Source organism: Xenorhabdus koppenhoeferi (assembly GCF_900116635.1).
GTDB classification, from domain to species: Bacteria; Pseudomonadota; Gammaproteobacteria; order Enterobacterales; family Enterobacteriaceae; genus Xenorhabdus; species Xenorhabdus koppenhoeferi.
On sequence record NZ_FPBJ01000035.1, the window covers coordinates 1 to 24,178 of the forward strand.

At 43.5% G+C, this 24,178-nt stretch carries 22 protein-coding genes, 1 pseudogene and 1 other annotated feature; of the genes and pseudogenes, 11 read left to right on the top strand and 12 right to left on the bottom strand.

Features of this window, described 5'->3' with window-relative positions:
• Positions 1–210 precede the first annotated feature (210 nt).
• Together BM329_RS14510 and BM329_RS11135 are read left to right on the top strand one after the other, a co-directional pair.
• Positions 211–516 (top strand): MerR family transcriptional regulator, encoded by a 306-nt coding sequence (locus BM329_RS14510; protein WP_143101239.1) that lies wholly within the window; start codon positions 211–213, stop codon positions 514–516.
• Positions 420–1,469, top strand: a complete 1,050-nt coding sequence (locus BM329_RS11135) for a tyrosine-type recombinase/integrase (RefSeq protein WP_092553082.1) — start codon at positions 420–422, stop codon at positions 1,467–1,469. Before BM329_RS14510 ends, BM329_RS11135 begins: the two co-directional genes overlap by 97 nt.
• Positions 1,470–1,620: 151 nt before the next feature.
• On the opposite strand, the gene queA is transcribed toward BM329_RS11135, so the two are convergent.
• Positions 1,621–2,745: a tRNA preQ1(34) S-adenosylmethionine ribosyltransferase-isomerase QueA gene (queA, locus tag BM329_RS11140; RefSeq protein ID WP_092553085.1), complete on the bottom strand. Its 1,125-nt coding sequence runs from the start codon at positions 2,743–2,745 to the stop codon at positions 1,621–1,623.
• A gap of 104 nt (positions 2,746–2,849) precedes the next feature.
• Here queA and BM329_RS11145 point away from each other — a divergent pair.
• Positions 2,850–3,041 (top strand): annotated as a pseudogene (locus BM329_RS11145) (ACP phosphodiesterase); the annotation flags it as partial.
• A gap of 171 nt (positions 3,042–3,212) precedes the next feature.
• Complete coding sequence (locus tag BM329_RS11150; RefSeq protein ID WP_092553088.1) at positions 3,213–3,815, top strand: peroxiredoxin C; 603 nt, start codon at positions 3,213–3,215, stop codon at positions 3,813–3,815.
• Between the two features lie 414 nt (positions 3,816–4,229).
• Here BM329_RS11150 and rsmC read toward each other — a convergent pair whose 3' ends face one another.
• The gene (gene rsmC, locus BM329_RS11160; RefSeq protein WP_092553091.1) at positions 4,230–5,243 is read right to left on the bottom strand and encodes a 16S rRNA (guanine(1207)-N(2))-methyltransferase RsmC; all 1,014 of its coding nucleotides are present in this window, start codon (positions 5,241–5,243) and stop codon (positions 4,230–4,232) included.
• A gap of 142 nt (positions 5,244–5,385) precedes the next feature.
• Here rsmC and BM329_RS11165 point away from each other — a divergent pair, with 142 nt between their 5' ends.
• Both BM329_RS11165 and rimI read left to right on the top strand, forming a co-directional pair.
• Positions 5,386–5,796 carry a DNA polymerase III subunit psi gene (locus BM329_RS11165; RefSeq protein WP_092553094.1) on the top strand — a complete coding sequence of 137 codons (411 nt, stop codon included), beginning with the start codon at positions 5,386–5,388 and terminating at the stop codon, positions 5,794–5,796.
• Positions 5,765–6,217, top strand: coding sequence for a ribosomal protein S18-alanine N-acetyltransferase (rimI, locus tag BM329_RS11170; RefSeq protein ID WP_092553097.1), 453 nt, complete (start codon positions 5,765–5,767; stop codon positions 6,215–6,217). The genes BM329_RS11165 and rimI overlap by 32 nt, the downstream gene beginning before the upstream one ends.
• A 235-nt stretch (positions 6,218–6,452) precedes the next feature.
• Here rimI and mog read toward each other — a convergent pair whose 3' ends face one another.
• Both mog and tal read right to left on the bottom strand, forming a co-directional pair.
• Positions 6,453–7,028 (bottom strand): molybdopterin adenylyltransferase, encoded by a 576-nt coding sequence (gene mog / locus BM329_RS11175; RefSeq protein WP_092553100.1) that lies wholly within the window; start codon positions 7,026–7,028, stop codon positions 6,453–6,455.
• 73 nt (positions 7,029–7,101) lie between these two features.
• The gene (gene tal / locus BM329_RS11180; protein WP_092553103.1) at positions 7,102–8,055 is read right to left on the bottom strand and encodes a transaldolase; all 954 of its coding nucleotides are present in this window, start codon (positions 8,053–8,055) and stop codon (positions 7,102–7,104) included.
• 306 nt (positions 8,056–8,361) lie between these two features.
• On the opposite strand from tal, the gene yaaA reads away from it, so the two are divergent.
• Entirely contained in the window at positions 8,362–9,138 is a 777-nt protein-coding gene (gene yaaA, locus BM329_RS11185) for a peroxide stress protein YaaA (protein ID WP_092553106.1), read from the top strand.
• A gap of 57 nt (positions 9,139–9,195) precedes the next feature.
• Here the strand turns inward: yaaA and thrC are convergent, their stop codons facing one another.
• Genes thrC through thrA form a run of 3 tightly spaced genes read right to left on the bottom strand, consistent with a single transcriptional unit; the run spans position 9,196 to position 13,882 of the window.
• Positions 9,196–10,488, bottom strand: coding sequence for a threonine synthase (thrC, locus tag BM329_RS11190; RefSeq protein ID WP_092553109.1), 1,293 nt, complete (start codon positions 10,486–10,488; stop codon positions 9,196–9,198).
• Between the two features lie 2 nt (positions 10,489–10,490).
• The gene (thrB, locus tag BM329_RS11195; protein ID WP_092553112.1) at positions 10,491–11,441 is read right to left on the bottom strand and encodes a homoserine kinase; all 951 of its coding nucleotides are present in this window, start codon (positions 11,439–11,441) and stop codon (positions 10,491–10,493) included.
• Entirely contained in the window at positions 11,423–13,882 is a 2,460-nt protein-coding gene (gene thrA / locus BM329_RS11200; RefSeq protein WP_092553115.1) for a bifunctional aspartate kinase/homoserine dehydrogenase I, read from the bottom strand. The genes thrB and thrA overlap by 19 nt, the downstream gene beginning before the upstream one ends.
• Positions 13,883–13,913: 31 nt before the next feature.
• Positions 13,914–14,031: a sequence feature (Thr leader region), on the bottom strand.
• Positions 14,032–14,712: 681 nt separating this feature from the next.
• Here thrA and arcA point away from each other — a divergent pair.
• Positions 14,713–15,429 carry a two-component system response regulator ArcA gene (gene arcA, locus BM329_RS11205; protein ID WP_092553118.1) on the top strand — a complete coding sequence of 239 codons (717 nt, stop codon included), beginning with the start codon at positions 14,713–14,715 and terminating at the stop codon, positions 15,427–15,429.
• 111 nt (positions 15,430–15,540) lie between these two features.
• Here the strand turns inward: arcA and creA are convergent, their stop codons facing one another.
• Positions 15,541–16,017 (bottom strand): protein CreA, encoded by a 477-nt coding sequence (creA, locus tag BM329_RS11210; protein ID WP_092553121.1) that lies wholly within the window; start codon positions 16,015–16,017, stop codon positions 15,541–15,543.
• A 573-nt stretch (positions 16,018–16,590) separates the two neighbouring features.
• Between creA and robA the strand changes: the two genes are divergently transcribed.
• Positions 16,591–17,469, top strand: coding sequence for an MDR efflux pump AcrAB transcriptional activator RobA (gene robA, locus BM329_RS11215; RefSeq protein WP_092553124.1), 879 nt, complete (start codon positions 16,591–16,593; stop codon positions 17,467–17,469).
• Here robA and gpmB read toward each other — a convergent pair.
• The gene (gene gpmB / locus BM329_RS11220; RefSeq protein WP_092553127.1) at positions 17,466–18,113 is read right to left on the bottom strand and encodes a 2,3-diphosphoglycerate-dependent phosphoglycerate mutase GpmB; all 648 of its coding nucleotides are present in this window, start codon (positions 18,111–18,113) and stop codon (positions 17,466–17,468) included. The two genes, robA and gpmB, sit on opposite strands and share 4 nt — an antisense overlap.
• A 55-nt stretch (positions 18,114–18,168) precedes the next feature.
• Here gpmB and yjjX point away from each other — a divergent pair, with 55 nt between their 5' ends.
• On the top strand, positions 18,169–18,702 hold the full coding sequence (gene yjjX, locus BM329_RS11225; RefSeq protein ID WP_092553130.1) for an inosine/xanthosine triphosphatase: 534 nt from the start codon (positions 18,169–18,171) through the stop codon (positions 18,700–18,702).
• Positions 18,703–18,999: 297 nt separating this feature from the next.
• Here the strand turns inward: yjjX and trpR are convergent, their stop codons facing one another.
• Positions 19,000–19,320, bottom strand: a complete 321-nt coding sequence (trpR, locus tag BM329_RS11230; RefSeq protein ID WP_092553132.1) for a trp operon repressor — start codon at positions 19,318–19,320, stop codon at positions 19,000–19,002.
• 57 nt (positions 19,321–19,377) lie between these two features.
• Positions 19,378–21,297: a murein transglycosylase gene (sltY, locus tag BM329_RS11235; protein WP_092553134.1), complete on the bottom strand. Its 1,920-nt coding sequence runs from the start codon at positions 21,295–21,297 to the stop codon at positions 19,378–19,380.
• A 420-nt stretch (positions 21,298–21,717) separates the two neighbouring features.
• Between sltY and ettA the strand changes: the two genes are divergently transcribed.
• Positions 21,718–23,385 (top strand): energy-dependent translational throttle protein EttA, encoded by a 1,668-nt coding sequence (ettA, locus tag BM329_RS11240; protein ID WP_092553136.1) that lies wholly within the window; start codon positions 21,718–21,720, stop codon positions 23,383–23,385.
• 49 nt (positions 23,386–23,434) lie between these two features.
• Here the strand turns inward: ettA and BM329_RS11245 are convergent, their stop codons facing one another.
• The gene (locus tag BM329_RS11245; RefSeq protein ID WP_092553138.1) at positions 23,435–24,166 is read right to left on the bottom strand and encodes an ATP-binding cassette domain-containing protein; all 732 of its coding nucleotides are present in this window, start codon (positions 24,164–24,166) and stop codon (positions 23,435–23,437) included.
• Between the last annotated feature and the right edge of the window lie 12 nt (positions 24,167–24,178).

A 24,178-nucleotide genomic window follows, 5' to 3' on the forward strand; every position in this document is an offset into this window, starting at 1 on the left:
GATGGCATCAAAACACTGCAACAGCTCAGCGACAGGTTAGAGGTAATCGCCAGAGAACTGGCAGAAAAGTTTAACAATACCTAACACACTCGAAACTCACCCAATACCTGCCCCGATTTGAAACCGTTATGTCGCCACATCAGAAGAGCCGATTTTTGCCCGTGATGTGGCTGCGACACTATGTAGATATGATTGATAAGGAGATGAAGGATGGATGACTATTACACCATCAAGGAGTTTGCTAAAAAACTCAAAATATCTGCCAATACCATATATAGAAATCCATTGAAATATCACATGTTCCGAGTTGGTAGCTCTTGGCGTGCAAATGACGAAAGCCTAAAAAAATTTGAACAGAAAGACCCAAAAGACAATAATGTTTTCCGGCTGGCTGTAGTCGGTGGCAAGGAGAAAACGCAATGCCGATCTACAAAAGAGGTAAAAAATATTGGATTGATGTATCAGCGCCAAATGGAGAAAGAATTAGGCGATCTACTGGAACGGAGGACAAATTAAAAGCCCAAGAGTATCACGATAAAGTTAAGCATGAACTGTGGCAGTTGGAAAGGCTAGATAAGCAACCTGAGAGATTATTTGAGGAAATGATTATCCTAGCCTTACGAGATGCGGAACATCAAGCATCTTTCCCCAATAAACAAATCTACGCCAAGTATTTTATCTGTGTCTTCAAAGGAAGATTGATTTCATCAATTACTAGTGAAGAGATAGTCAACTCTTTGCCAACCCATAGCATCACGACAAAGAGAAGACTAGCTAACGCCACCCAGAATAGGTACAGGGCATTTATTATGCGGGCATTTTCTCTTGCGTACAAGATGAGATGGATTGGTAAAGATCACCATGTTACACGCATGAGCGAGCCAAAGGTTCGTATTCGATGGATAGAAAGGCATCAGGCAAGGTTGTTGATTGATAATCTCGCCATTGATTGGATGAAGAAGTTGGTGTCATTCGCCCTGCTGACTGGAGCAAGAAAAGGTGAGATATTTTCATTAATGTGGCGCAATGTTGATATCGATAGAAAAGTGGCTGTTATCACCGCAGAAAATGCAAAATCAGGGAAGGCAAGAGCTGTTCCATTAAATGATGAGGCTGTTTCAATTCTGCGCAGCATGCCAAGAGATTGTGAGTTCGTTTTTCCAGCTACCAATGGCAGGCGCAGGAAGCAATTTAGCCGGACTGATTTCGATAGAGCATTAAAAAAGTCAGGAATTGATGATTTTCGTTTCCATGATCTAAGGCACACATGGGCTAGCTGGCATGTTCAGAACGGAACTCCATTGATGGTACTCAAAGAATTAGGTGGATGGGAGAAGCTGGAGATGGTTAATAAATACGCTCACTTAAGTGGCGAACATTTAGCCAAATATAGCGGATTCGTCACATTTTTGACACAGGAGGAGAACGGCATCAGCCAGAAACAGCATTTAACACTGTTAACTGGCTGATTATTAGGTTAATTTTTTAATCTCACCGAGACTGATGTTTTCATTGAATCAGAAAAACAGTCCGATGCTACGTTTAGATACCGTTCAAACCAGCGGAGCTGAAATGACGATGGTTTTGATTTCAAAATCTTTTATTGCAATATTTTTATTTCTACACCGCTATTTTCGATATCAGCTCTGTTGATGCCAGTATGTTGCGATTGATAAACATTGCGTCACCATAACTGAAAAAGCGATATTTTTCTGTTACCGCTTCTTTGTAGGCATTCATAGTATTTTTATAACCGGCAAATGCAGAAACCAGCATAATAAGCGTGGATTCTGGCAGATGGAAATTGGTAATCAGTACGTCTACCACTTGGTATTCAAAACCAGGATAGATAAAGATTCGGGTATCATCAAAGAAGGGGGCAATGATGCCGTCCTGACAGGCTTTGGCGGCACTTTCCAATGAACGGACTGACGTTGTTCCCACCGCGATGACTTTATTGCCACGCGCTTTACATGCCAGCACAGCATCCACGACTTCCTGCGGCACTTCAGCGTATTCGGCATGCATAGTATGGTCTTCAATGGTTTCTACACGCACAGGCTGGAAAGTGCCCGCGCCGACATGCAGGGTGACAAAGGCCATTTCGACACCTTTTTCACGCAGGGCAGCCAAAAGCGGCTCATCAAAATGCAAACCTGCGGTCGGTGCAGCCACGGCTCCCGGACGTTCATTATAGACTGTTTGATATAGTTCCCGATCAGCATCTTCATCAGGGCGGGTAATATAAGGAGGCAGAGGCATATGGCCAATCTGATCCAAAATAGTCAATACATCACGATAATTATCAAAACGGATTTCAAACAAAGTATCGTGACGCGCCAGCATTGTTGCCTTAATACTGCGATCTTCACCGAGAACATCTTCGCCAAGAACATCTTCGCCAAGAACATCTTCGCCAAGAATAAGCTCAGCGCCTTCTTTCGGTGCTTTAGATGCGCGAACATGAGCAAGCACTCGCTTATTATCCAGTATCCTTTCGACTAACACTTCCAATTTTCCACCCGTCGCCTTGCGGCCAAACAGACGCGCGGGGATCACGCGGGTATTATTGAAAATCAACAAATCACCCACTTCCAGTTTATCCAGCACATCAGTAAAAATACCGTGCGTCAGCTTCCCTGTTTCACCATCAAGGGAAAGCAGGCGGCAACCGCTTCGCTGTGGCTGGGGATAGTGAGCAATTAGCTCTTCTGGTAGTTCAAAAGTAAAATCAGCGACATGCATTTTATCTGTATCATTCAAAAAAACAGGCGGACTAGTCTAGTGCTACAAGCGCAAGGGCGCAACAAAGAAGCACCTAATTTAACGATTTGCGGTATACTCTCGCTATGAATTTTCTCGCACACCTTCATTTGGCTGCATTATCGGAAAGTTCCTTACTGGGTAATTTGATGGCGGATTTCATCCGGGGTTCTCCAGAAGGATTATTCAGTTCTGACATTGTAGCAGGTATCCGTATGCACCGTCGGGTAGACACCTTGATGGATAAGCATCAAACAGGAAGTTTCTCCAGAGCCTTGCATTTTTTCCAAATAGCTTTATCTTACTGTAGGCTAAAAGGAATTAAAAACAGATTATTGATAGATTAAACCTATTTAACCAATTGGTATTTTATCCTTTATTGCTATACCCTAATTCCTTATTCTGTAACCCGTTCCTACACAAACCTTTTAAAATCACAGGAGTCAATTATGGTTTTAGTAACTCGCCAAGCCCCTGATTTTACAGCTGCTGCTGTTCTCGGCAATGGTGAAATCGTTGATAACTTCAATCTGAAAAAACATCTGAATGGCCGTGCTGCTGTCATTTTCTTCTGGCCAATGGACTTCACTTTTGTCTGTCCTTCTGAGCTGATCGCTTTCGATCACCGTTACGAGGAATTCCAAAAACGTGGTGTTGAAGTTGTCGGTGTTTCCTTCGACTCTGAATTCGTCCACAACGCATGGCGTAAAACGCCAATCAGCGAAGGCGGTATCGGCGAAGTTAAATACCCAATGGTTGCTGACATCAAACGCGACATCATGAAAGCTTACGGTATTGAGCACCCAGAAGCTGGCGTAGCTCTGCGTGGTTCTTTCCTGATTGACAAAAATGGCGTTGTTCGCCATCAAGTTGTTAACGATCTGCCACTGGGTCGTAACATCGACGAAATGGTTCGCATGGTTGACGCTCTGCAATTCCATGAAGAACACGGCGAAGTTTGTCCTGCACAATGGGCCAAAGGTCAAGAAGGCATGGGAGCTTCACCTGAAGGTGTCGCAAAATACCTGACTAAAAACGCTGACAAACTGTAATACTCTCTCAGCGTCAAATCCATTATCAATCATTCCAAACCAGTCGTTCAACCGGCTGGTTTTTTTGGTGGCGTGTTTTGATAGGTGCTGTCTGTTTGATGAACGGCAAGGGTATTCATCGTGAGGTGACAGGATGGAATGACGGAAGTCAGACGACGCCGTAGTAGTGATAACTAACCGATATCATGAAGAGCTGAACATGTTCAACGCCATAATCAGGGGGTTGGTAAACTATTACAGTGCATTCTACTAGTCAGCACTGTTATCCCACACTGAGGCAAATTGATCGCAAACTCGTGTTGTGGTTGACACGCAAACATAATCATATAATGGGGTATTATGATTCGGGTAAAGCGGAATTGCCTGCCCATAAAATTGGAGCAGGCAAAACAGAGATCGTATTTGATGCCTGAATTATCTCTTCGTTGCCTGATACACTTTAAATTTACCTGTCTGAGCAATGACTTTATGGTTGCCAAAAGTTTTATCCAATAGGCTAGGATAAGGCAGGAAAGCGTTTGCAACGATCCGGAACTGCCCACCTGATTTTAGATAGCTTGGCGCCATGCGGATCATATCCTCGGTTACAGTCAAAGTAGTTTTCAACCCATCGTGGAATGGAGGATTAGAAATAATCCAGTCAAATTTCTCTTCAATAGCAGAATATACATTGCTGGTAACAACATTGCCTTCCAGCTTATTGGCTTTCAGTGTTGCCTTACTGGATGTAATGGCGGCAGCATTGACATCGCTTAGTGTCAGAGTCAAATCAGGGTTCTTCTTACCCAAAACAGTTGCCAAAACCCCTGAACCACAGGCGATATCCAAAAGACTGCCAGAAATAGGTGCATCAAATGTCGAAAGTAGCAAGCGACTGCCGACATCCAAATCGTCTTGGCTGAACACACCGGGCAATGTATTGATGGTGGTATCGCCTACTTGATAACTGTTCCACCAATTATTTTGATCAAACTGAACCTGATTCTTAAGCTGACCATAAAACAGGCTACAGCGGCGGGCGGTATCAATTTTGTGGAAAGTTGTAATGCCTTCCATTAATTTATCAACACTACGTACACCACTGCGATTTTCACCCACAATAAAAATATCTGTTCCAATAGGCAGAATGGAAAACAGACTACGTAACTGGAAACGTGCTTCCTGCTTGCTTTTTGGCCAATAATAAATCAGCGTATCGCACCCTTTAATAAAGGCGCTGTCTGCTACAAGACCAAACTGGGCACTGTCGCCGAGTTGACGGATCAGAGATTGCCAGAGGTGGTATTGGTTAGTGTGTACACGAACACTTGCTGCTTCGATTTCTGTTGCGAGATTGTCCTGTAAATCACCGGCGAAAAGCAGATGATGTGAGCTAAATTGCTCATGATGGCGCAGGATAACTTCGCTGGCCGGGGTTAATACTGACATCTATATATAGCTCCTTATAAATCTTTATCCAAGTCTCAATATCAGTTGGGCAGAACTAAAGTGCTATGCTAATTGGCGCAAAGATAAGCCCTCTGATAAGATATTACCTGTTATTTTCTTATGGAAGATGGAATAAAACACGATGACGAAGCGTGACAGATTACTCTCCCGATTGGGGATCACTCAATGGGTTTTGCGCAGCCCAATGGCGTTGCAAGGTGAACTATCTGTCCTCATCCCTGATTCAACCCGTCTATTGATCATTGCCCATGATCATATCGACTTAAGTCATTCATTGTTTGCTGATATTTTTACAGCTATGGGGATTAACGTCTCATTAGTATATTGCATCACGACAAAAGATGTTGAGCTACTTTCGGAATCAATCCACTGCCCATGCTGGTTGTTGGGAGTTGATATTACCTTACCAATACAAGGGATTTCTTTGAGAAGCTCGGCATTAAATGACTTATCTCTTGATGGGAATGCAAAACGCGCTCTTTGGCAACAAATTTACCATTATGAAGAATATTTCTCTATTAACTCCCGTTGATCTTCCCTTGGCATTTCAAATAGAACAAGCCAGCCACACGTTTCCATGGAGTGAAAAAACGTTTTACTCCAATCAGGGAGAACGCTACCTCAACTATAAAATAACGTTGAACGATCGGATTATCGGCTTTGCGATAACGCAATATGTCATGGACGAGGCCACCCTATTTAATATCGCCATTTATCCTGAATATCAATCAAAAGGTTATGGCAGGGAATTGCTGGCTTATCTCATCAATATATTGCCTGAAAAGCAAATAAACACGCTATGGCTTGAAGTACGGAGTTCCAATCGGCCTGCAATCCGTTTATATGAGGATTTGGGCTTCAATGAAGTCTCCATTCGCAAGAATTATTATCCGACTGCCACGGGAAAGGAAGATGCCACTATTATGGCGTTGCCGTTGTTTGGTGAAGTCTGACGGAGATTCATTATTTTTTTTGAATAACCGAGGGTTTTTCTATTCAACCTTTTGATTCGACAACGGATAATTATTATTGGGAGACTTCAGTTAAAAGGATGCCTGATCATGGTAATCTGTTACACAGTATTATGCATTCACTGTTGGAATATTGATTTGTCCGCAAAGGTTCTGAGCAAGTTCAGAACCTTTCAGGAAATCGCTTTTTGCTGGCAAAAATTAAAATCACCGGATATTAACGACGGGCACTTTTTGGCCTGAATGCAGCCACAACGGATTCATCAGTTTCCACGTAAGGGCCGTCCAGAAGCTGGATGCAGTAAGGAACACTGGCAAAAATCCCTGATACAAGCACCTTGCCATTCTCATCTTTCAAGCCTTCGAGTGTCTCTGCGATGGCTTTTGGTTGGCCGGGAAGATTCAAAATCAACGCCTGATTACGGATCACGCCTGCCTGACGTGACAGAATTGCTGTTGGTACAAATTGAAGGCTGATTTGCCGCATCTGTTCACCGAAGCCGGGCATTTCACGATCGGCAATTGCAAGCGTTGCATCTGGTGTGACATCGCGGCGTGCCGGCCCTGTTCCGCCTGTGGTCAGCACCAGATGGCATCCCAATTTATCGACCAATTCACACAGGGTTTGCTCAATAAGCCGTTGTTCATCAGGAATGAGACGAGTTTCTACGCTAAAAGGTGTGGTAATTGCTTCACTCAGCCACGTTTCCAGTGCAGGTAAGCCCTTGTCCTGATAGATGCCAGTTGAAGCCCGATCAGAAACAGATACGAGGCCAATGCGTAATATATTCATACAAATCTCAGTTAAACAAAAGGCGACATAATAAGTCGCCTTTGTACAAGCAAAAACCGCGTATCGCTTGAAATTACAGCAGATCGGCGATCATGTTTTCAAGTTTGCCCTGATCTATTGCAAACTTACGGATGCCTTCCGCCAGTTTTTCAGTTGCCATTGCATCTTGGTGGTGATCCCAGTAGAACTCAGCTTCAGTCATTGGTTCTGGGCGTGCCTTGATTTCTCCTTCATAACCCAGCTTGCATTCAACTTCGCCTTCTGCTTCAGACAGTTCTTTCAGCAGAGCAGGAGAAATGGTCAGGCGGTCACAACCAGCCAGTTCCAGAATTTCGCCAGAGTTACGGAAACTTGCGCCCATTACGACCGTGTTGTAGCCGTGCTCTTTGTAGTACTGATAAATTTCAGCAACAGAAATCACACCTGGATCTTCGTGTGGTGCGAATTCTTTCTTGTCACCATTTGCTTTGTACCAGTCAAGAATACGGCCAACGAATGGAGAAATCAGGTAAACGCCAGCTTCCGCGCAAGCACGCGCTTGTGCGAAGGAGAACAGCAGGGTCAGGTTACAATTGATGCCTTCTTTTTCCAGTTGTTCCGCAGCACGGATTCCCTGCCATGTGGAGGCAAGTTTGATCAGGATGCGGTCATTGCTGATACCCGCTTCGTTGTACAGTTTTATCAGGCGTTTTGCTTTTGCTACGCTGGCTTCGGTGTCATAAGACAGACGGGCATCAACTTCTGTGGAAATGCGGCCAGGGATCAGTTTCAGAATTTCCAGACCAATGTTGACTGCCAATTTGTCGCCAGCATCAATAATTTGTTGCTCACGAGAATCGCTTTGACCACGCGCCCATGTAACGGCTTCGTCGATCAATTGGCGATATTCTGGGATTTGAGCTGCATTCAAAATCAGAGAAGGGTTGGTGGTCGCATCTTGCGGCTGATACAGTTTCATAGCTGCAATATCCCCGGTATCTGCTACTACTGTTGTCAGTTTCCGCAGGGAAGTCAGTTTATCGGTCATGTTTAATATCTCATCGTTATACATACGTAAAATATTTGGTAATGTTGCCTCGCCATCTCATGATAATAACATGCCCAAGCGCGGCTGTATCAATTCCAACGAAGCAATATACACTTCGTCTTTCAAACAGCCTCTTTGTTGGCGGCGCTCGCTCACCCCGGTCACATAGTTATCTATGCTCCCGGGGATTTGCTCTCTTGCCGTCGCGATGCAACTTGAAATCCATTGGGTATAAAACGAATTCGTTAAAACTTGCAATAAAACAGATAATAAACTCTCACGAAAGTATCTGGTTAGGAAAAAATAATGCTTATTACTATTTCACCTGCAAAAACACTCGATTATGAAAGCCCGCTCCCGACAGAGAAATATAGTCAGCCTGCATTGCTGGAGGAATCTCAGCGATTGATTGATGTCTGCCGAACTTTAACACCTGCGCAAATCAGTAGCATAATGAGTATTAGTGATAAATTGGCGGGTTTGAATGCTGCCCGCTTTGGTGAATGGCAGCCAAATTTCACACCGGAAAATGCCCGTCAGGCGATTTTGGCGTTTAAAGGCGATGTTTATACTGGCATGCAGGCAGAAACTTTCTCCGCTGAGGATTTTGATTTTTCCCAGACGCATTTGAGAATTTTATCCGGCCTGTATGGTGTTTTGCGTCCTCTCGATCTGATGCAGCCTTACCGTTTGGAAATGGGCATTAAGCTGGAAAATCTGCGTGGCAAAGATCTGTATAAGTTTTGGGGGGATAGCATCACTGAAAATCTGAATGCAGCATTGAAACAGCAAGGTGATGATGTTCTGGTGAATCTGGCATCGGATGAGTATTTCAAATCAGTAAATAGCAAAAAGCTGGCAGCTAAGATTATCAAGCCTGTTTTTCTGGATGAAAAAAATGGCAAGTATAAAGTTATTAGTTTTTATGCTAAAAAAGCCCGCGGGCTAATGAGCCGTTTCATTATCCAGAACCAATTGGCTGATCCTGTGCGGCTGGTGGAGTTTAATTTGGAAGGCTATGCTTTTGATGAGTCTCTTTCCAAAGGCAATGAGTTGGTATTTAAACGTCCTGAGCAGCATTAAGCGACCAAAAATAGCGGCATCACTCCACCACACGTGGGTGGAGTGATAAATGCAGTGTTATTGCGGTGCCCTTTCCATCAGGAATTCACGCAGGGTTGAGAAATCAGCAGGTAAGAAGTGAGATAACAAGGCCAAATCTGCCCGTTCTGCCAATTCTGCTGGCAATGGCAGAGGTTGACCGAGGATCGCTTCAACGCTGTCCTTGAATTTGGCTGGATGAGCAGTGCCCAGGAATAAGCCATATTCTCCTTCCTGTAATTGATCACGTAAAATACGATAAGCAATAGCGGCATGTGGTTCAGAAATATAGCCTTTTGCCGCCAGATCTTGCATGGTGCTTTGCGTGATTTCATCATCGACAACCCCGTTTGCCAGATCACTCAATGCCCAGCCTTTGCGTTTGAACAGTTCTTCAATGCGCAGCCAGTTATTGGGCTGGCTGACATCCATTGCATTGGATAGCGTTGCGACAGTCTGGTTTGGCTGCCATTCACCTTTTGCCAAATAACGGGGAACCGTGTCATTGACATTGGTTGCCGCGATGAAACGTTTCACCGGCAGTCCCATTGATTTTGCCAGCAGCCCCGCAGTCAGATTACCAAAGTTGCCGCTTGGCACTGAAATGACTAATTGTTCACGTTTCTCAGCAGGGATTTGTGCAACAGCTTCAAAGTAATAACAGATTTGTGCCAGCAACCGGCTGATATTAATTGAGTTGGCTGAATTGAGATGCAAGGCGCGTTTCAGCTCTTCATCATCAAACGCTTGTTTGACCAATGCCTGACAAGCGTCGAAATCACCGTTGATAGCAACAGTATGGATATTGCCACCCAGTGTGCAGAAGAGTTTTTCCTGCAATGGGCTGATTTTCCCTTCAGGATACAGGATCACGACTTGTACATTATCCAGACCATAGAAAGCATGGGCAACAGCGGCACCAGTATCACCGGATGTCGCAGTCAAGATAGTGACGGGCTGTTTTCCGGCGATTTGTGCAAGGACTTGTGCCATGAAACGACCACCGAAATCTTTGAAGGCCAAAGTAGGGCCGTGATAAAGCTCCAGTGAGGCGATATCGTTTTCGACATTTGTTACGGGGGCAGGGAAAGCAAATGCACTTTTAACTCTATCGGCTAATTGCTCCGCGGAAATTTCATCACCAATAAAGGCAGAAAGAATTTGCTGACTGCGACTGACAAAATCTAATTTTAATAATTCATCAATTTTGTCACGACTGAATTCCGGTAAATCTTGTGGAAAAAAGAGTCCCTGCTGTTTGCCTAATCCCTGTTTTACCGCCTGAGAAAAACTGACCTGCTCGCTGCTGTCTTTTAAGTTATATAATTTCATGATTACCCTACCTGTCGTGCGCCTGCGAGATCCAGACGGCAAATATGTACAAAGCCTTCATCATTCTGTACGTAATGCTGTTGCAGCCATTGTGCGACTTCTTCGGCTACTGTCATTTCATTACAAATGGCAAAGAGTGTTGGGCCTGAACCGGAAATACCGCATGTCAGCGCCCCCAGTTTTTTGACCATATCACGTGCGCTGGCAAATCCGGGTAAGAGCTGCGCACGATAAGGTTCCGCAACAACATCTTTCATTAATTCGGCAGCCAGTTCTGATTGCTGGGTATGGCAGGCATGAATGAATCCTGCAAAATGACGTCCGTGATCAATAATGTCCTGACGGGAATAGTGCTGTGGCAGAATAGCACGGGCTTCTGATGTTGATACTTTGCTGCCGGGGTAAGCCATTACCCACAACCAATCATCAAATGCAGGGATTGGCTGGCAAAGGGGAATGTCCTGAGACAACAGCAACTGCAATCCCCCTAAATAGCAGGGGGCAACATTATCATAGTGAATGCCGCCAGAAAGACGGCCTTCTAATTCGCCCATCATGTCCAGCAACTGGTCTCGGTTAAACGGACGGTCAGCGTACTCATTCAATGCCACTAAACCAGCCACCACAGAACAGGCACTGGAACCTAACCCAGAACCAATTGGCATGTTTTTTTCCAATGTCATAGCAACAGGCAGTTCTTTTCCCAGCCGCTGACAAAAAAGTTGCCAGCATTGGTAGACAATATTGTGTTCGGGATTGGCAGGTAATTTACCGACAAATCGTCCTTTATTATTCAGTCTGAAACGTTCAGATCCACTGACGGAAACACAATCTCCAAGCAACGAGCCATCAACAGGAGAAACTGCGGCGCCGAGCACATCAAATCCGACACCAACGTTCCCTATAGAGGCAGGTGCATAAATCCTGACTACCATTAAACCCCCAATTTCCATGACAGAGTGCGTAATATATCCGCAAAAACACCGGCTGCCGTTACATCATTCCCCGCACCATAACCACGCAGTACCAGCGGGATAGGTTGATAATAACGAGTGTAGAAAGCCAGCGCGTTTTCGCCATTTTTGACTTTGTAAAGTGGATCATTACCATCAACAGCAACAATTTTCACCATACAACGGCCTTGTTCAATGAGGCCAACATAGCGCAAAACTTTCCCTTGTTCTGCGGCATCAGCAGCACGTTGACTGAATATTTGATCCAGCTGAGGCAAACGTTGCAAGAACTTATCAACATTACCATTGGCATCGAATGAGGCCGGCAATACTGGCTCAACATGGATATCTTCCAATTCCAGTTCATGACCAGCCTCACGTGCCAAAATCAGCAGCTTGCGGGCGACATCCATGCCAGAGAGATCGTCCCGTGGATCGGGTTCCGTGAAACCTTTCTCTTTTGCCAGCAAAGTAGCTTGTGAAAGTGTCATGCCTTCATCCAGCATTCCGAAGATATAAGAGAGTGAACCAGACAGAATTCCACTGAATTGCACTAATTCATCTCCCGCATTGAGGAGGTTATGCAAGTTTTCAATCACAGGCAGACCTGCCCCTACGTTAGTGTCATACAAGAATTTGCGCTTCGATTTCCCTGCGGCCTGACGGATTTGGTGGTAATAATCCATAGTCAGGGTGTTGGCTTTTTTATTCGGTGTGACAATGTTAAAACCATCATTGAGGAAGCTGACATATTGTTCTGCGATCGCCTGATTAGAAGTGCAGTCAACAATAACTGGATTCAGAAGGTGATACTCTTTTTCGAGGCGGATAAGACGACTCAGGCTAAATGGCTCAGTGGCTTCTGAGAGCGCCTGCTGCCAGTTATCCAGACAGATACCCTGCATATCGGTCAACAGGGCGCGGGAGTTGGCGATCCCACAGACACGTAAATCAATATGTTTTTGTTTAAGCCATGCCTGCTGGCGGCGGATCTGTTCTATCAACGCACTACCTACACCACCCACACCGATAACAAAGACTTCAACAACTTGTCTGGTGTTGAACAACATTTGGTGACAGAGCCTGACTGCTGTGGTTGCCGTACTATTTTCAATTACGGCAGAAATGGAACGCTCAGAAGAACCCTGTGCAATGGCAATAATATTAATATTGGCTCGTGTTAATGCAGAGAAAAAGCAGGCAGAAATTCCGCGTTGAGTTCGCATACCATCCCCAACAACAGAAATTATGGCAAGGTTATCCATCACATCAATGGGATCAAGCACGCCATCTTTCAGTTCCAGATAAAACTCTTCTGTCAGGGCCTTCTGCGCTTTTGTCAGCTCGTTTTGGGGTACGCAGAAACTGATGCTGTACTCTGAGGAAGACTGTGTGATTAACACGACAGAAATACCTTTGCGGGACATAACGGAAAATACCCGTGCGGCCATCCCAACCATGCCTTTCATTCCGGGGCCGGAGACATTGATCATTGCCATGTGATTCAGATTGGTAATGCCCTTGATAGGCATGCTGTCATCGTGTTGACCATTACCAATGAAAGTACCCGGTGCGTAGCGATTGGCAGTGTTCTTAATGAGGCAAGGAATTTGAAATTGGGCGATGGGAGAAATGGTGCGTGGATGGAGAACTTTCGCACCAAAATAAGACAATTCCATTGCTTCTTGATACGACATGCTTTTCAGTAAGCGTGCATCGGCAACAACCCTCGGATCACAAGTATAAACGCCATCGACATCAGTCCAGATCTCACAACAATCTGCCTGTAAACATGCTGCCAGCACGGCGGCTGAATAATCAGAACCGTTTCGTCCCAGTACCACCAATTCTCCATTTTCATTACCAGCGGTAAAACCAGCCATGAGAATAATATGGTCAGAAGGAATATTAAGTTCAGCAATGCGCCTGGAAGATTCATGAATATCGATGGTCGATTCGAGAGTACGACCGTGCGCCAATAGGCTTTTGACGGGATCAATGACAGTTACTTTGTGATCACGCGCCTGCAACAGTGCTTCCATAATAGTGATGGACAGCTTTTCACCACAACAGATCAGTGCTGCATTGATGCTATCTGGACATTGTTTTAACAGGGAAATGCCATGCAAAGTCTGTTTCAGATTAGCAAATTCGCGTTCCACCATGCTTTTCAGGTGCTCATAATCAAATCCCGTTTGATGCTCTTTCAACCCTGACAACAAATCAGTGAAGATTTGGGTAGCATCGCTGATATTGGAAACAACATCCTGCCCTGAAATCGTTTTCTCAATCATTGCCACAAGATGGTTGGTGATTTTTGCTGGTGCAGAGAGTACCAAGGCAACTTGCCCAAGGGATAGCTCATTTTCGACGATGTCTGCAACACTCAATAAACGCTGGTAATTGGCAACTGAAGTGCCCCCAAATTTCAATACTCGCATTAACTTTATCTCTCCGGCCTGATTTTTGTTCAAAAAAAAAGCCCGTATCTTGTGGGATACGGGCTTTTTATATTTGTGTATACGCGTTAGCCCGCACCGCAACTTGTAGTTCCGGTGGTAATCGTAGTAATGGTTTTTGTAGTAACCATTTTTTTCGGGCTGTAGTGACGCATAATTTTCCTGTCTGTCTTTTTGTATTCGTTTGACCCTATATTGGTTAAATTAAAGTGTGGTCAATGTCAAATATTTTTTATGGAAAAAGAAGGAAAAAACGTCATTTTCTGTATTGTAATGATTCAAAGTATGACAAAAGAGGTAACTCATTATCTGGTCTTATGGTTTATTTCCCAGCATTTAATTTCACAAAAAAACATATTTTGTAATTATTTTGTCTTTATGATAAAAACATGCGCGTTTGAGTGCTGAGTTAATCCTCCCAACCATTCAAATAGCCTTATGTTGATTAACATATTTTATTCAAGTTAATAACAAGTTAACTAAAGTAAAATTAACAATTACAATCAATGTTAACGTGCTACAATTGATTTTGATATGTATCAACAAAAGTTAGTTTTTTTAGAAGGCAAATGCATTACTAGCTGTTATATTGCTGTTAATAGGACTAATATAGGGCCTTGTTTAAACCGGTTTTTTTCGGGTATGTACCCTCCAAAAAAAGCGACGCTGGCTTTTAGCGTAAAACATATCAAAACGTTTATTTGGGCATAGGCTGGTTTTCTGTCATTCAGAACAATCTCAGCATATTTTCTATTTATAACAACAGGTTATATCATACAGATTCTGTTTTTTAGCGATTTTAGGTAGCAACCATGCAAACCCCGCACATTTTGATTGTTGAAGACGAAATTGTCACACGCAATACCCTTAAAAGCATTTTTGAAGCTGAAGGGTATGTCGTTTATGAAGCCACTGACGGTTCAGAAATGCACAACATTCTGTCAGATAACGATATCAATTTAGTGATTATGGATATTAACCTGCCAGGTAAAAATGGGTTACTTCTTGCCCGTGAATTACGTGAACAGGCGAATGTCGCACTGATGTTCTTGACTGGCCGTGACAATGAGGTGGACAAAATCCTTGGTCTGGAAATCGGTGCTGATGACTATATCACTAAGCCATTTAATCCACGTGAGTTAACCATTCGTGCACGGAATTTGCTTTCACGGACAATGAATCTGAGTCATTCCGGCGAAGAACGTCGTCAGGTTGAAAGCTATAAATTCAACGGATGGGGGCTGGATATCAACAGCCGTTCTCTGGTTAGCCCTATGGGTGATCAGTATAAACTGCCACGCAGTGAGTTCCGTGCGATGCTGCACTTCTGTGAGAATCCAGGAAAAATCCAGACTCGTGCAGAATTGCTGAAAAAGATGACAGGTCGCGAACTGAAACCTCACGATCGTACTGTGGACGTTACTATTCGTCGTATCCGTAAACATTTTGAATCGACACCAGATACTCCAGAAATCATTGCGACCATCCACGGCGAAGGTTACCGTTTCTGTGGTGACTTAGAAGACTGATTCACACCATTACAGGTAAATACCGTCTCTGTCAAAAAGCCCGGGATGTTTTACGACATCAGGGCTTTTCTTATTCTTAACGTTCTTAACATTCAATTTTCAGCGGAATATTTACTCTTTCCACGGCATAATTGGCACGGCACTGATCGCATTCTTCGGAGAGCCGTCAATCACTTTATCAGAGTAAGTTAAATAGATAAGTGCGTTACGTTTAGAGTCGTAGAAACGAACAACCTGAAGCTTTTTAAATACCAAAGAAGTGCGTTTCTGGAAAACAACTTGACCTTTTTTGGACGAATTCTTGATTTTGTCTGCCAGTTCTATTGGGCCTACTTGCTGGCAGGATATGGCAGCATCAGATGTATCTTCCGCTAATCCTAAACCTCCCTTGATGCCCCCCGTTTTTGCCCGACTTAAATAACAAGTGACCTTTTTAACATCTGGATCATCAAAAGCTTCGATCACAATTTTGTTATCAGGGCCAAAAAGCTTGAATACGGTGTCGACAGAACCGATCTCTTCAGCATGCAGAATTACAGGAGAAAAGAGCAAGGCAGCTGCTATCACTATTTTCTTGATTATTACCATATTTAGTCCACTTGAATTAAATAAATACAGTGAAAATACCCATCATTCACATATAATTTAAGTAAATGGTTTTAATTAGAACATTTCCACTGTAAATATATCTATAATGAAAAATCACGGCATTATAGCTGAATAGACATCCAAGACAATACTTGACATATTGTTGAATCTGCTATTAATTTATTCCAAGTTTAAACTTGCTTAATTTGGTTGTTGTTTGATTTAAAACATAAATTCAACAATAAGCCTATTTGAATAGAACTGCCTTTTAAATACTATTTTCATGTTAATAATATACAAGGTTATAATAAGGATTGATTAACCATTAACTACAGTAAAAACAAGGTTATTATGGTAAGAGGTTAAGACAGTATTTGAAAGTTACCTTCTATGTGCCAAACGAGAGTTAGTGGTCTAAAATTCATGTTTTTTATCTTTGGAGAAAGATAGGTGTTGATTATCGATCAAATTACATAACATATCTATTTTTAGAAAAATGTTTTTGTTTTCAATTTAATAAATTGTTTCATATTAATATTATTTTCTTTCTGTCTTGATGACTTAGGGAGATGTATGGACCAAACCAACATTATTCGGGATCTGCTGCATTGGTTAGATAATAATTTAGATCGTCCACTATCCCTCGATAACGTTGCAGCAAAAGCTGGTTATTCCAAATGGCACTTACAACGCATGTTCAAGGACGTGACAGGTCAGGCAATTGGCTCTTATATCCGCGCCAGAAGATTATCCCGAGCCGCCATTGCATTACGTTTAACCAGCCGCCCAATTCTAGACATTGCTCTGCAATATCGTTTTGATTCACAACAAACTTTCACGAGGGCTTTCAAAAAACAATTTGATCGAACTCCGGCATCCTACCGCCGAAGTGAAGAATGGTGCGCAACGGGGATATGCCCCCCGATTTTGTTGGACAATAAACCGTTGCCTGCGCACAAATTCGTTACATTGGAAGATAAACTGCTTATCGGCACAGAGCATACTTGCAGCTTTGGGCTGGAAGAATGGTCAACAGCTTGTCAGAGTTTGCGCCATGACTTTTGGATTAACTATCTACAAGATGCTGAAGTATTGCCCCCCAGGCTTTATGGATTGCACCATACTACTCTCAGTGAGAATGAAGATGAACACACCGTGTTCTACACCACAGCAATAGAGCCGGAATACGCGACCTTTGATACCAGAGATAGTCGTCCGGTTCCTTTGCCTGGCGGGGATTATATTTCATTCAGTTATTTCGGTGACAAAGAACAAGTACAAGATTTCCTTTTTACAGTTTACAGCGTTTGTCTGCCTAAATTGAATATCACTCGCAGGAAGGGGTATGATGTCGAGCGATACTATCTCACCAATCTTGACTGGAAGAATATGGAGGATGAGACTCAAAGTCATGTTACGGAATTTGAGTATCTCATCCCAATTGAGCATTAATTCTGTAATTTGTCCAAGGCGGGTAGATCAAGATGTGTGATATCGCCCGCTGTTTCAATGATCCAACCCGGAGCCAGCCACGGGCTATTCTGGTAATCTACCCGTGAAATAGAACAGTTTCTCAGCCTCAGGCGACGTTCTGAATTAGCAGGAAGACCCAGAACCGAGCAGAGCAGACTCACAAGAGCCATACCATGACTGACTAGCAGCGGGCGGCTGCCTGTTGGCAAGTTGAGGCAATCTTCTAGTGCGGCCCGCATGCGGATTGCCAATTCGCTCATCGATTCACCTTCTGGTATCCGCCCATTTGGTGTACCATCGACCAGACCTTTACGCCAGGATTCCTCTTCTGATGTGAGGGAATTCAGTTCGCGATTCTCCAGTACCCCCATATGTAATTCCCGCAAACGCGGCTCCAGTATTACTTCACATCCACAGGCTTCAGCGATGATTTCTGCTGTTTGACGTGTTCGACCGAGATCACTGGTGATAATATGGGTAATGTTTTCTGATTTTATTCTTTGAGCGACTAAGTGAGCCTGACTGCGACCAATTTCAGTCAAAGGGCTGTCAGATTGTCCCTGAATACGACGAGCCACGTTCCATTCGGTTTCGCCATGACGAACAAGATAGACCTGTAACATATTTAATTTCCGTTATACTGCATCATGAAATAATTCAAAGGATAATTTATTTATTATGTACCACGTTATTGCAGCAACAACTAACCCTGCGAAAATAAAAGCGATTAGCCTTGCATTCGATGATGTATTTGGCCCAGGCACTTACCGTATAGAAGATGTCAACGTAGACAGCAGCGTACCTCAACAACCTATTGGTAATACTGAAACCCGCACAGGTGCCCGTCATCGAGTCATGGCTGCCCGCCAAGTCAGACCTGAAGCTGATTTTTGGGTTGGCGTTGAAGCTGGAATTGAAGATGACATGACGTTTGCCTGGATGGTCATCGAGCATAAACAAATTCGGGGAGAATCGCGTTCTGCCAGTCTGATGCTGCCTGACAAAGTATTGGAGGGTATTCGTGAGGGACGCGAGCTTGGTCAAGAAATGGCTGACGTGGCTGGCATCGACAATATTAAGCAGCAAGGTGGTGCAATCGGCTTTTTTACCAACGGTATTCTGACCCGCACCAGCGTTTATCACCAAGCTCTGATATTGGCTCTTGTACCTATCCATCATGAAATTTACAAAGAGTTGAATAACCCATTTTAGCAGCATACTCAATGACATCGTAGCTTGGGAATAATTGGGGTCACGATTGGATGACCCCAATAGTTAATTCAGCTGTTATTTTTCAATGACTATACCCGGCGTCTTTCAAGTTGCAGCTTTGTTGGCTGCGCTCACTCACCCCAGTCACATAGTTAGCTATGCTCTTGGGGATTTATTCCCTTGCCGTCGCGCTGCATCTTGAAATCCATTGGGTATATAACTCATCATTTAACCCTTTAGTTTTTCTAGCCACAGTTCTGTTGACCACAACCCGAAATCCACTGGATATCATAACCGCTATTTTAATAACTGTGCCTCTAGCCAGTTTTTCACATGGGCCGGGGCTGATTTTAAGCTATTGGAGCCACGAGTGATGGTTGCAATACCGACACTCAGCTCGTTTTTCAGCTCTCGCTGACTCATTTGCCCACGCATCAATTCCTGAATAATCCGAACCCGGGTGGACAAGGCGGTTCGTTCATCGGGAGTCAGTAATAGCTGTAAAATAGAATGTTGCAAATTTTGTTCAAATGCGGTTTGTAACAACGCAACAAAAGCGAGCCAGTTATCACTATCTTCCGGCGATAGTGCCGGATCAATTAAATGATTTTGTGTCATATATTAATTGCCATACTATTCAACTAGTACAACAGCATATCATATTTATTTGTCAAATTAATAACGTCTCTGCCATTCAGCCTCAGTCAGTATATTCGACATTTTCCCCATAAAATTGTGGTAGAACATATCGTAAGCAAGGACGTTTTTGACATAAGAGCGTGTTTCAGTGAAAGGAATGCTCTCAATAAAAGCTATCGGATCAAGGTGCCCAGAGGTATTGGCCAACCAACGAACAACATTTGTAGGGCCAGCGTTATAGGCGGCGCTGGCGAGAATGCGGTTATTATCAAAACGTTGGTAAACCGAATCCAGATAGGCAGTGCCAATTTTAATATTCATGGCCGGGTTCATTAATTGGCTACTGCTGGCATAGCCTTGAATCTTTTTACTCTTCACTGTATGTTCTGCGGTTTTTGGCATGATTTGCATTAACCCACTGGCACCTTTAGAGGAACGAGCCTGTGGATTCCATGCACTTTCCTGACGGGCGATCGCCATCGCATAACTTGGTGAAATATCTTTGTCTGATGTAAAGTTTGCAAATTCGTTGCGCCATGCCAATGGGAAACGTTCTTCAAGATGATCCCACATTTTTCCCGTGATAGTCGCTTGAACACTGAACGCAGGCCAGTGCTGCTCAAACGCATAGCGTGCCAATTTTTCCTGCTTCAGTTGACCTTGCGAGGAAACCAAACTAACCCATTCTGAGAGAGCCAAATCATGCATATTCCAGTGCAATAACTCACGGATGCGCCGAATTTCTGGCATATTTGAAATAGAAGAATCAGGTTTTTCTGCCTTATTAATGATCAGAGGATAGAGTATATGCAGTTTTTGGGCTGCTACCATGGGATAAAAACCGCGGTGTTCTGTCAGTTTACGTAATATAGCATTGCCTTCATCTGTTTTTCCTTGTTTGAACAAGAGAACCGCACTCCAATATCGCCACTCATCTTGCTGTAAAGTTGTTTTTGGCAACAAGGTTAACCATTTTTCAAGATCTGCATAATCGTCATCCCTCAATGCTAAGCGGACACGGCGTTCAAGCAACTTGATAGATTGTGAATTACGAATACTATCGTCCCGCCATTTTGCCTGTTCCGGCGTAATATCCCCCATCAATTGCCATGCAACGATATCTTTTAGTTGCTGTCTCTCGGTGTCATTCATTTTTTGCGTCCGAGCAAATACGGGAATACTTACTCTGGCCAGTTCAGCATTTTCGCGGGCAAAACGAGAAAAGATTGTCATGATAACCGAACGGGTAAAATCTGTTGGTGCTGTGGTTGTGGCAAATTGTTCAATCAGTGCCGGGTTTTGTTGCAGCTTGATCAAACTTGATCCTAAGCTTCGATAATCTAACGGCAAGCGTTTGGTCAGATAGGTAACGAGAGTGGCATTATTCTCTTTCAGCGCTAATTCAATACGCCGCAAAATTAAATGCGCAGATAAATATCCATCTTGTTCCCAGACATTGAACAGTTTATTGCAACTATCTGGCAATGAATTGCCATTTAGCCAAATTGCTTCTGCTCCTTTCCATGCAATCTGCTGGTGGCCCGTGGCCCATTGGGCAAAGTAATAGTTACAGCTTTCTGCTACCGTACTTGGGGGTTTGGGACTGAATGTCAGAATACCGGGCCAATCGCCATTACTTGCCAGTACATCAATAAATCGGGAGTTCAGAGAACGTGCTGGCGGCAGAGTAGGGTAAGTATGAATAAAATGCTGAATTTGCTGTGGAGTGGCAAGCACCAGATCTTGAGTTAATTGACGATATTCAAGATAGGGATAGAGGGGATAATTTTTCAACGTGGGCATCAGATGTGCGACTTTCACCATATTCTTTGCCTCCCACGCTTGTTTTATCTCTTGATATCGCTGACGTTGAACGCTCAGAGAATCAGCATGTGCCGCTCCCGCAACAACAGAAAACATACCCACAGCCATTACAAAATACTGCCGCTTACTCATTGCCACATACCCCTTCAGAAGACGACTATCAACATCAAATGAACAGTGCCCAAATGAATAATGCCAACCACATAGCTAAAATGCCATGTAATTATAATCATATTATTGATGTGATTTATTACAACTTATGGGGTATAAAAGATACAAATTAGGAAAATGTATATTTTATAAAGCAATAGATAACCCTATTGGTATTCCATTCAGTAGTGAATACAATCGACGATTTGGAACGGCAATAGCATTCATACATAGACGTTCCGCACAGATAGTTTTTTACCGTTTGCGTCCATAGAAGGTTTGTATTTAATCCAAATCGGGTAGCAACACGATACGTAAAATTTAGGGTAAAATACCCCATTCAAGTCCCATAAACGCAAATGAATTTCAAAAATTTCCTGATTAACTAAAAGGTAAACTACATTGGCTCAATATGTTTATAGTATGCATCGGGTTGGCAAAATTGTTCCCCCAAAAAGGCATATTCTGAAAAATATTTCTCTAAGTTTTTTCCCCGGAGCAAAAATTGGTGTTCTTGGTCTCAATGGTGCAGGTAAATCAACCTTACTGCGCATCATGGCGGGTATTGATAAAGATATTGAGGGAGAAGCTCGCCCACAACCAGGCATTAAAATTGGCTATCTGCCACAGGAGCCAAAACTCAATCCTGAAAATACTGTGCGTGAAGCAGTAGAAGAAGCGGTCAGCGAAGTCAAAAATGCCCTGGCGCGTCTTGATGAAGTTTATGCAGCTTATGCTGATCCTGATGCGGATTTCGATAAACTGGCTAAAGAACAAGGCGAACTGGAAGCGATTATCCAATCCCATGACGGGCATAATCTGGATAACCAGCTTGAGCGAGCGGCTGATGCCCTGCGTTTGCCAGACTGGGATGCCAAAATCGAACATTTGTCCGGTGGTGAGCGCCGCCGTGTAGCAATCTGCCGCTTGTTGCTGGAAAAACCAGACATGCTACTGCTCGACGAACCAACCAACCACCTTGATGCTGAGTCTGTTGCATGGCTGGAACGCTTCCTGCACGATTACGAAGGCACTGTGGTTGCGATTACCCATGACCGTTACTTCCTTGATAACGTAGCTGGCTGGATCTTGGAACTTGACCGTGGTGAAGGGATTCCTTGGGAAGGTAATTACTCCTCGTGGCTGGAACAAAAAGATGCCCGTCTGGCCCAAGAAGCTTCGTCAGAAGCCGCTCGCCGCAAATCCATTGAGAAAGAACTTGAGTGGGTACGCCAAAATCCGAAAGGACGTCAGGCAAAAGGTAAGGCGCGTCTGGCCCGCTTTGAGGAACTTAATAACGTTGAGTACCAGAAACGCAACGAAACCAGCGAGTTGTTCATTCCACCTGGCCCACGCTTAGGTGACAAGGTGCTGGAAGTGACCAACCTAACCAAATCTTATGGCGATCGTGTTCTGATCGATGATTTGAGCTTCTCTCTGCCAAAAGGCGCTATTGTCGGGATCATCGGACCGAACGGTGCGGGTAAATCGACTTTGTTCCGTATGTTATCGGCTCAAGAACAGCCGGATTCTGGCTCCATTACACTGGGTGAAACCGTGAAACTGGCTTCTGTTGAGCAGTTTCGCGACAATATGGATGACAGCAAAACCGTTTGGGAAGAAGTTTCTGGCGGTCAAGATATCATGCGTATCGGCAACTTTGAAATCCCAAGTCGTGCCTACGTTGGACGTTTTAACTTCAAGGGAGTAGATCAAGGTAAGCGCGTTGGTGAATTGTCCGGTGGTGAGCGTGGTCGTCTGCATTTATCCAAACTGTTGCAAGTGGGCGGCAACATGTTGCTGCTTGATGAACCAACCAACGATTTAGATATTGAAACTCTGCGCGCATTGGAAAACGCCCTGCTGGAATTCCCGGGCTGTGCAATGGTTATTTCCCATGACCGTTGGTTCCTTGACCGTATAGCGACACATATCATCGATTATCAAGACGAAGGTAAAGTGTCCTTTTTTGAAGGGAACTTCAGCGAATACGAAGATTATAAAAAGCGGACAATGGGAGCTGAAGCACTGGAGCCTCACCGTATTAAATATAAAAAGATCAGTAAATAATCCAGATAGAAAAACGGCCTGATATCAGGCCGTTTTTCCAAATTTACAGCTAGTTACTACACAAAACACGTCGTTCCTGGAAAGCTTCATAAGTTTTAACAGCCTTTCCACTTGCTAAAGTAATAACGCTATCTGCGTGCTTCAACAGGCGGTGATCTTGGGAGGCAATTACAACCGTACCTTTCTGTTCATGTGCTATAAATTTAAAAATATTAATGAACGTCTGAAATGCCTGATGATCTAGGTTACGCGTAGGATCATCTGTAAATAAATATTTAGGCCTTCTCACAATGGCTTTTGCTATCGCAGCCAATTGCTTTTCGTTTTCAGACAGTTCCCCAGGGTAACAACGGCTTTTATCACCTAATTTCACTATATCTAACGATTTCCGTGCGATTTTTTCTGCTTGTTCATTAGAAAGTGATAATCCATAAGAAGTTGATAATAACAAGTTATCTAATAGTGTGAGTTCATTAAATAAATTGAAACCCTGAAAAATAAACCCACTATTTTTGGCGTGGAATTGTCCTAACTCTACATCATTCATTAGTTTCAACTTGTTATTATTAATTAATACATCTCCTTGATCTGGTTGTAATATACCCGATGTAATCGACAGTACGGTGCTGTTAGTCGATGACTTCGGCCCTGTTATCAAAGTAATTTCACCTGGTATAATAGAAAATGTGATATCTGAAATCATTTCATGATTAACTGTAGTATCAGTTAAACCATATGAAATATTGATAACTTCAATCGATTTAAATTGATTTAAGTTCATATTCTCAACACA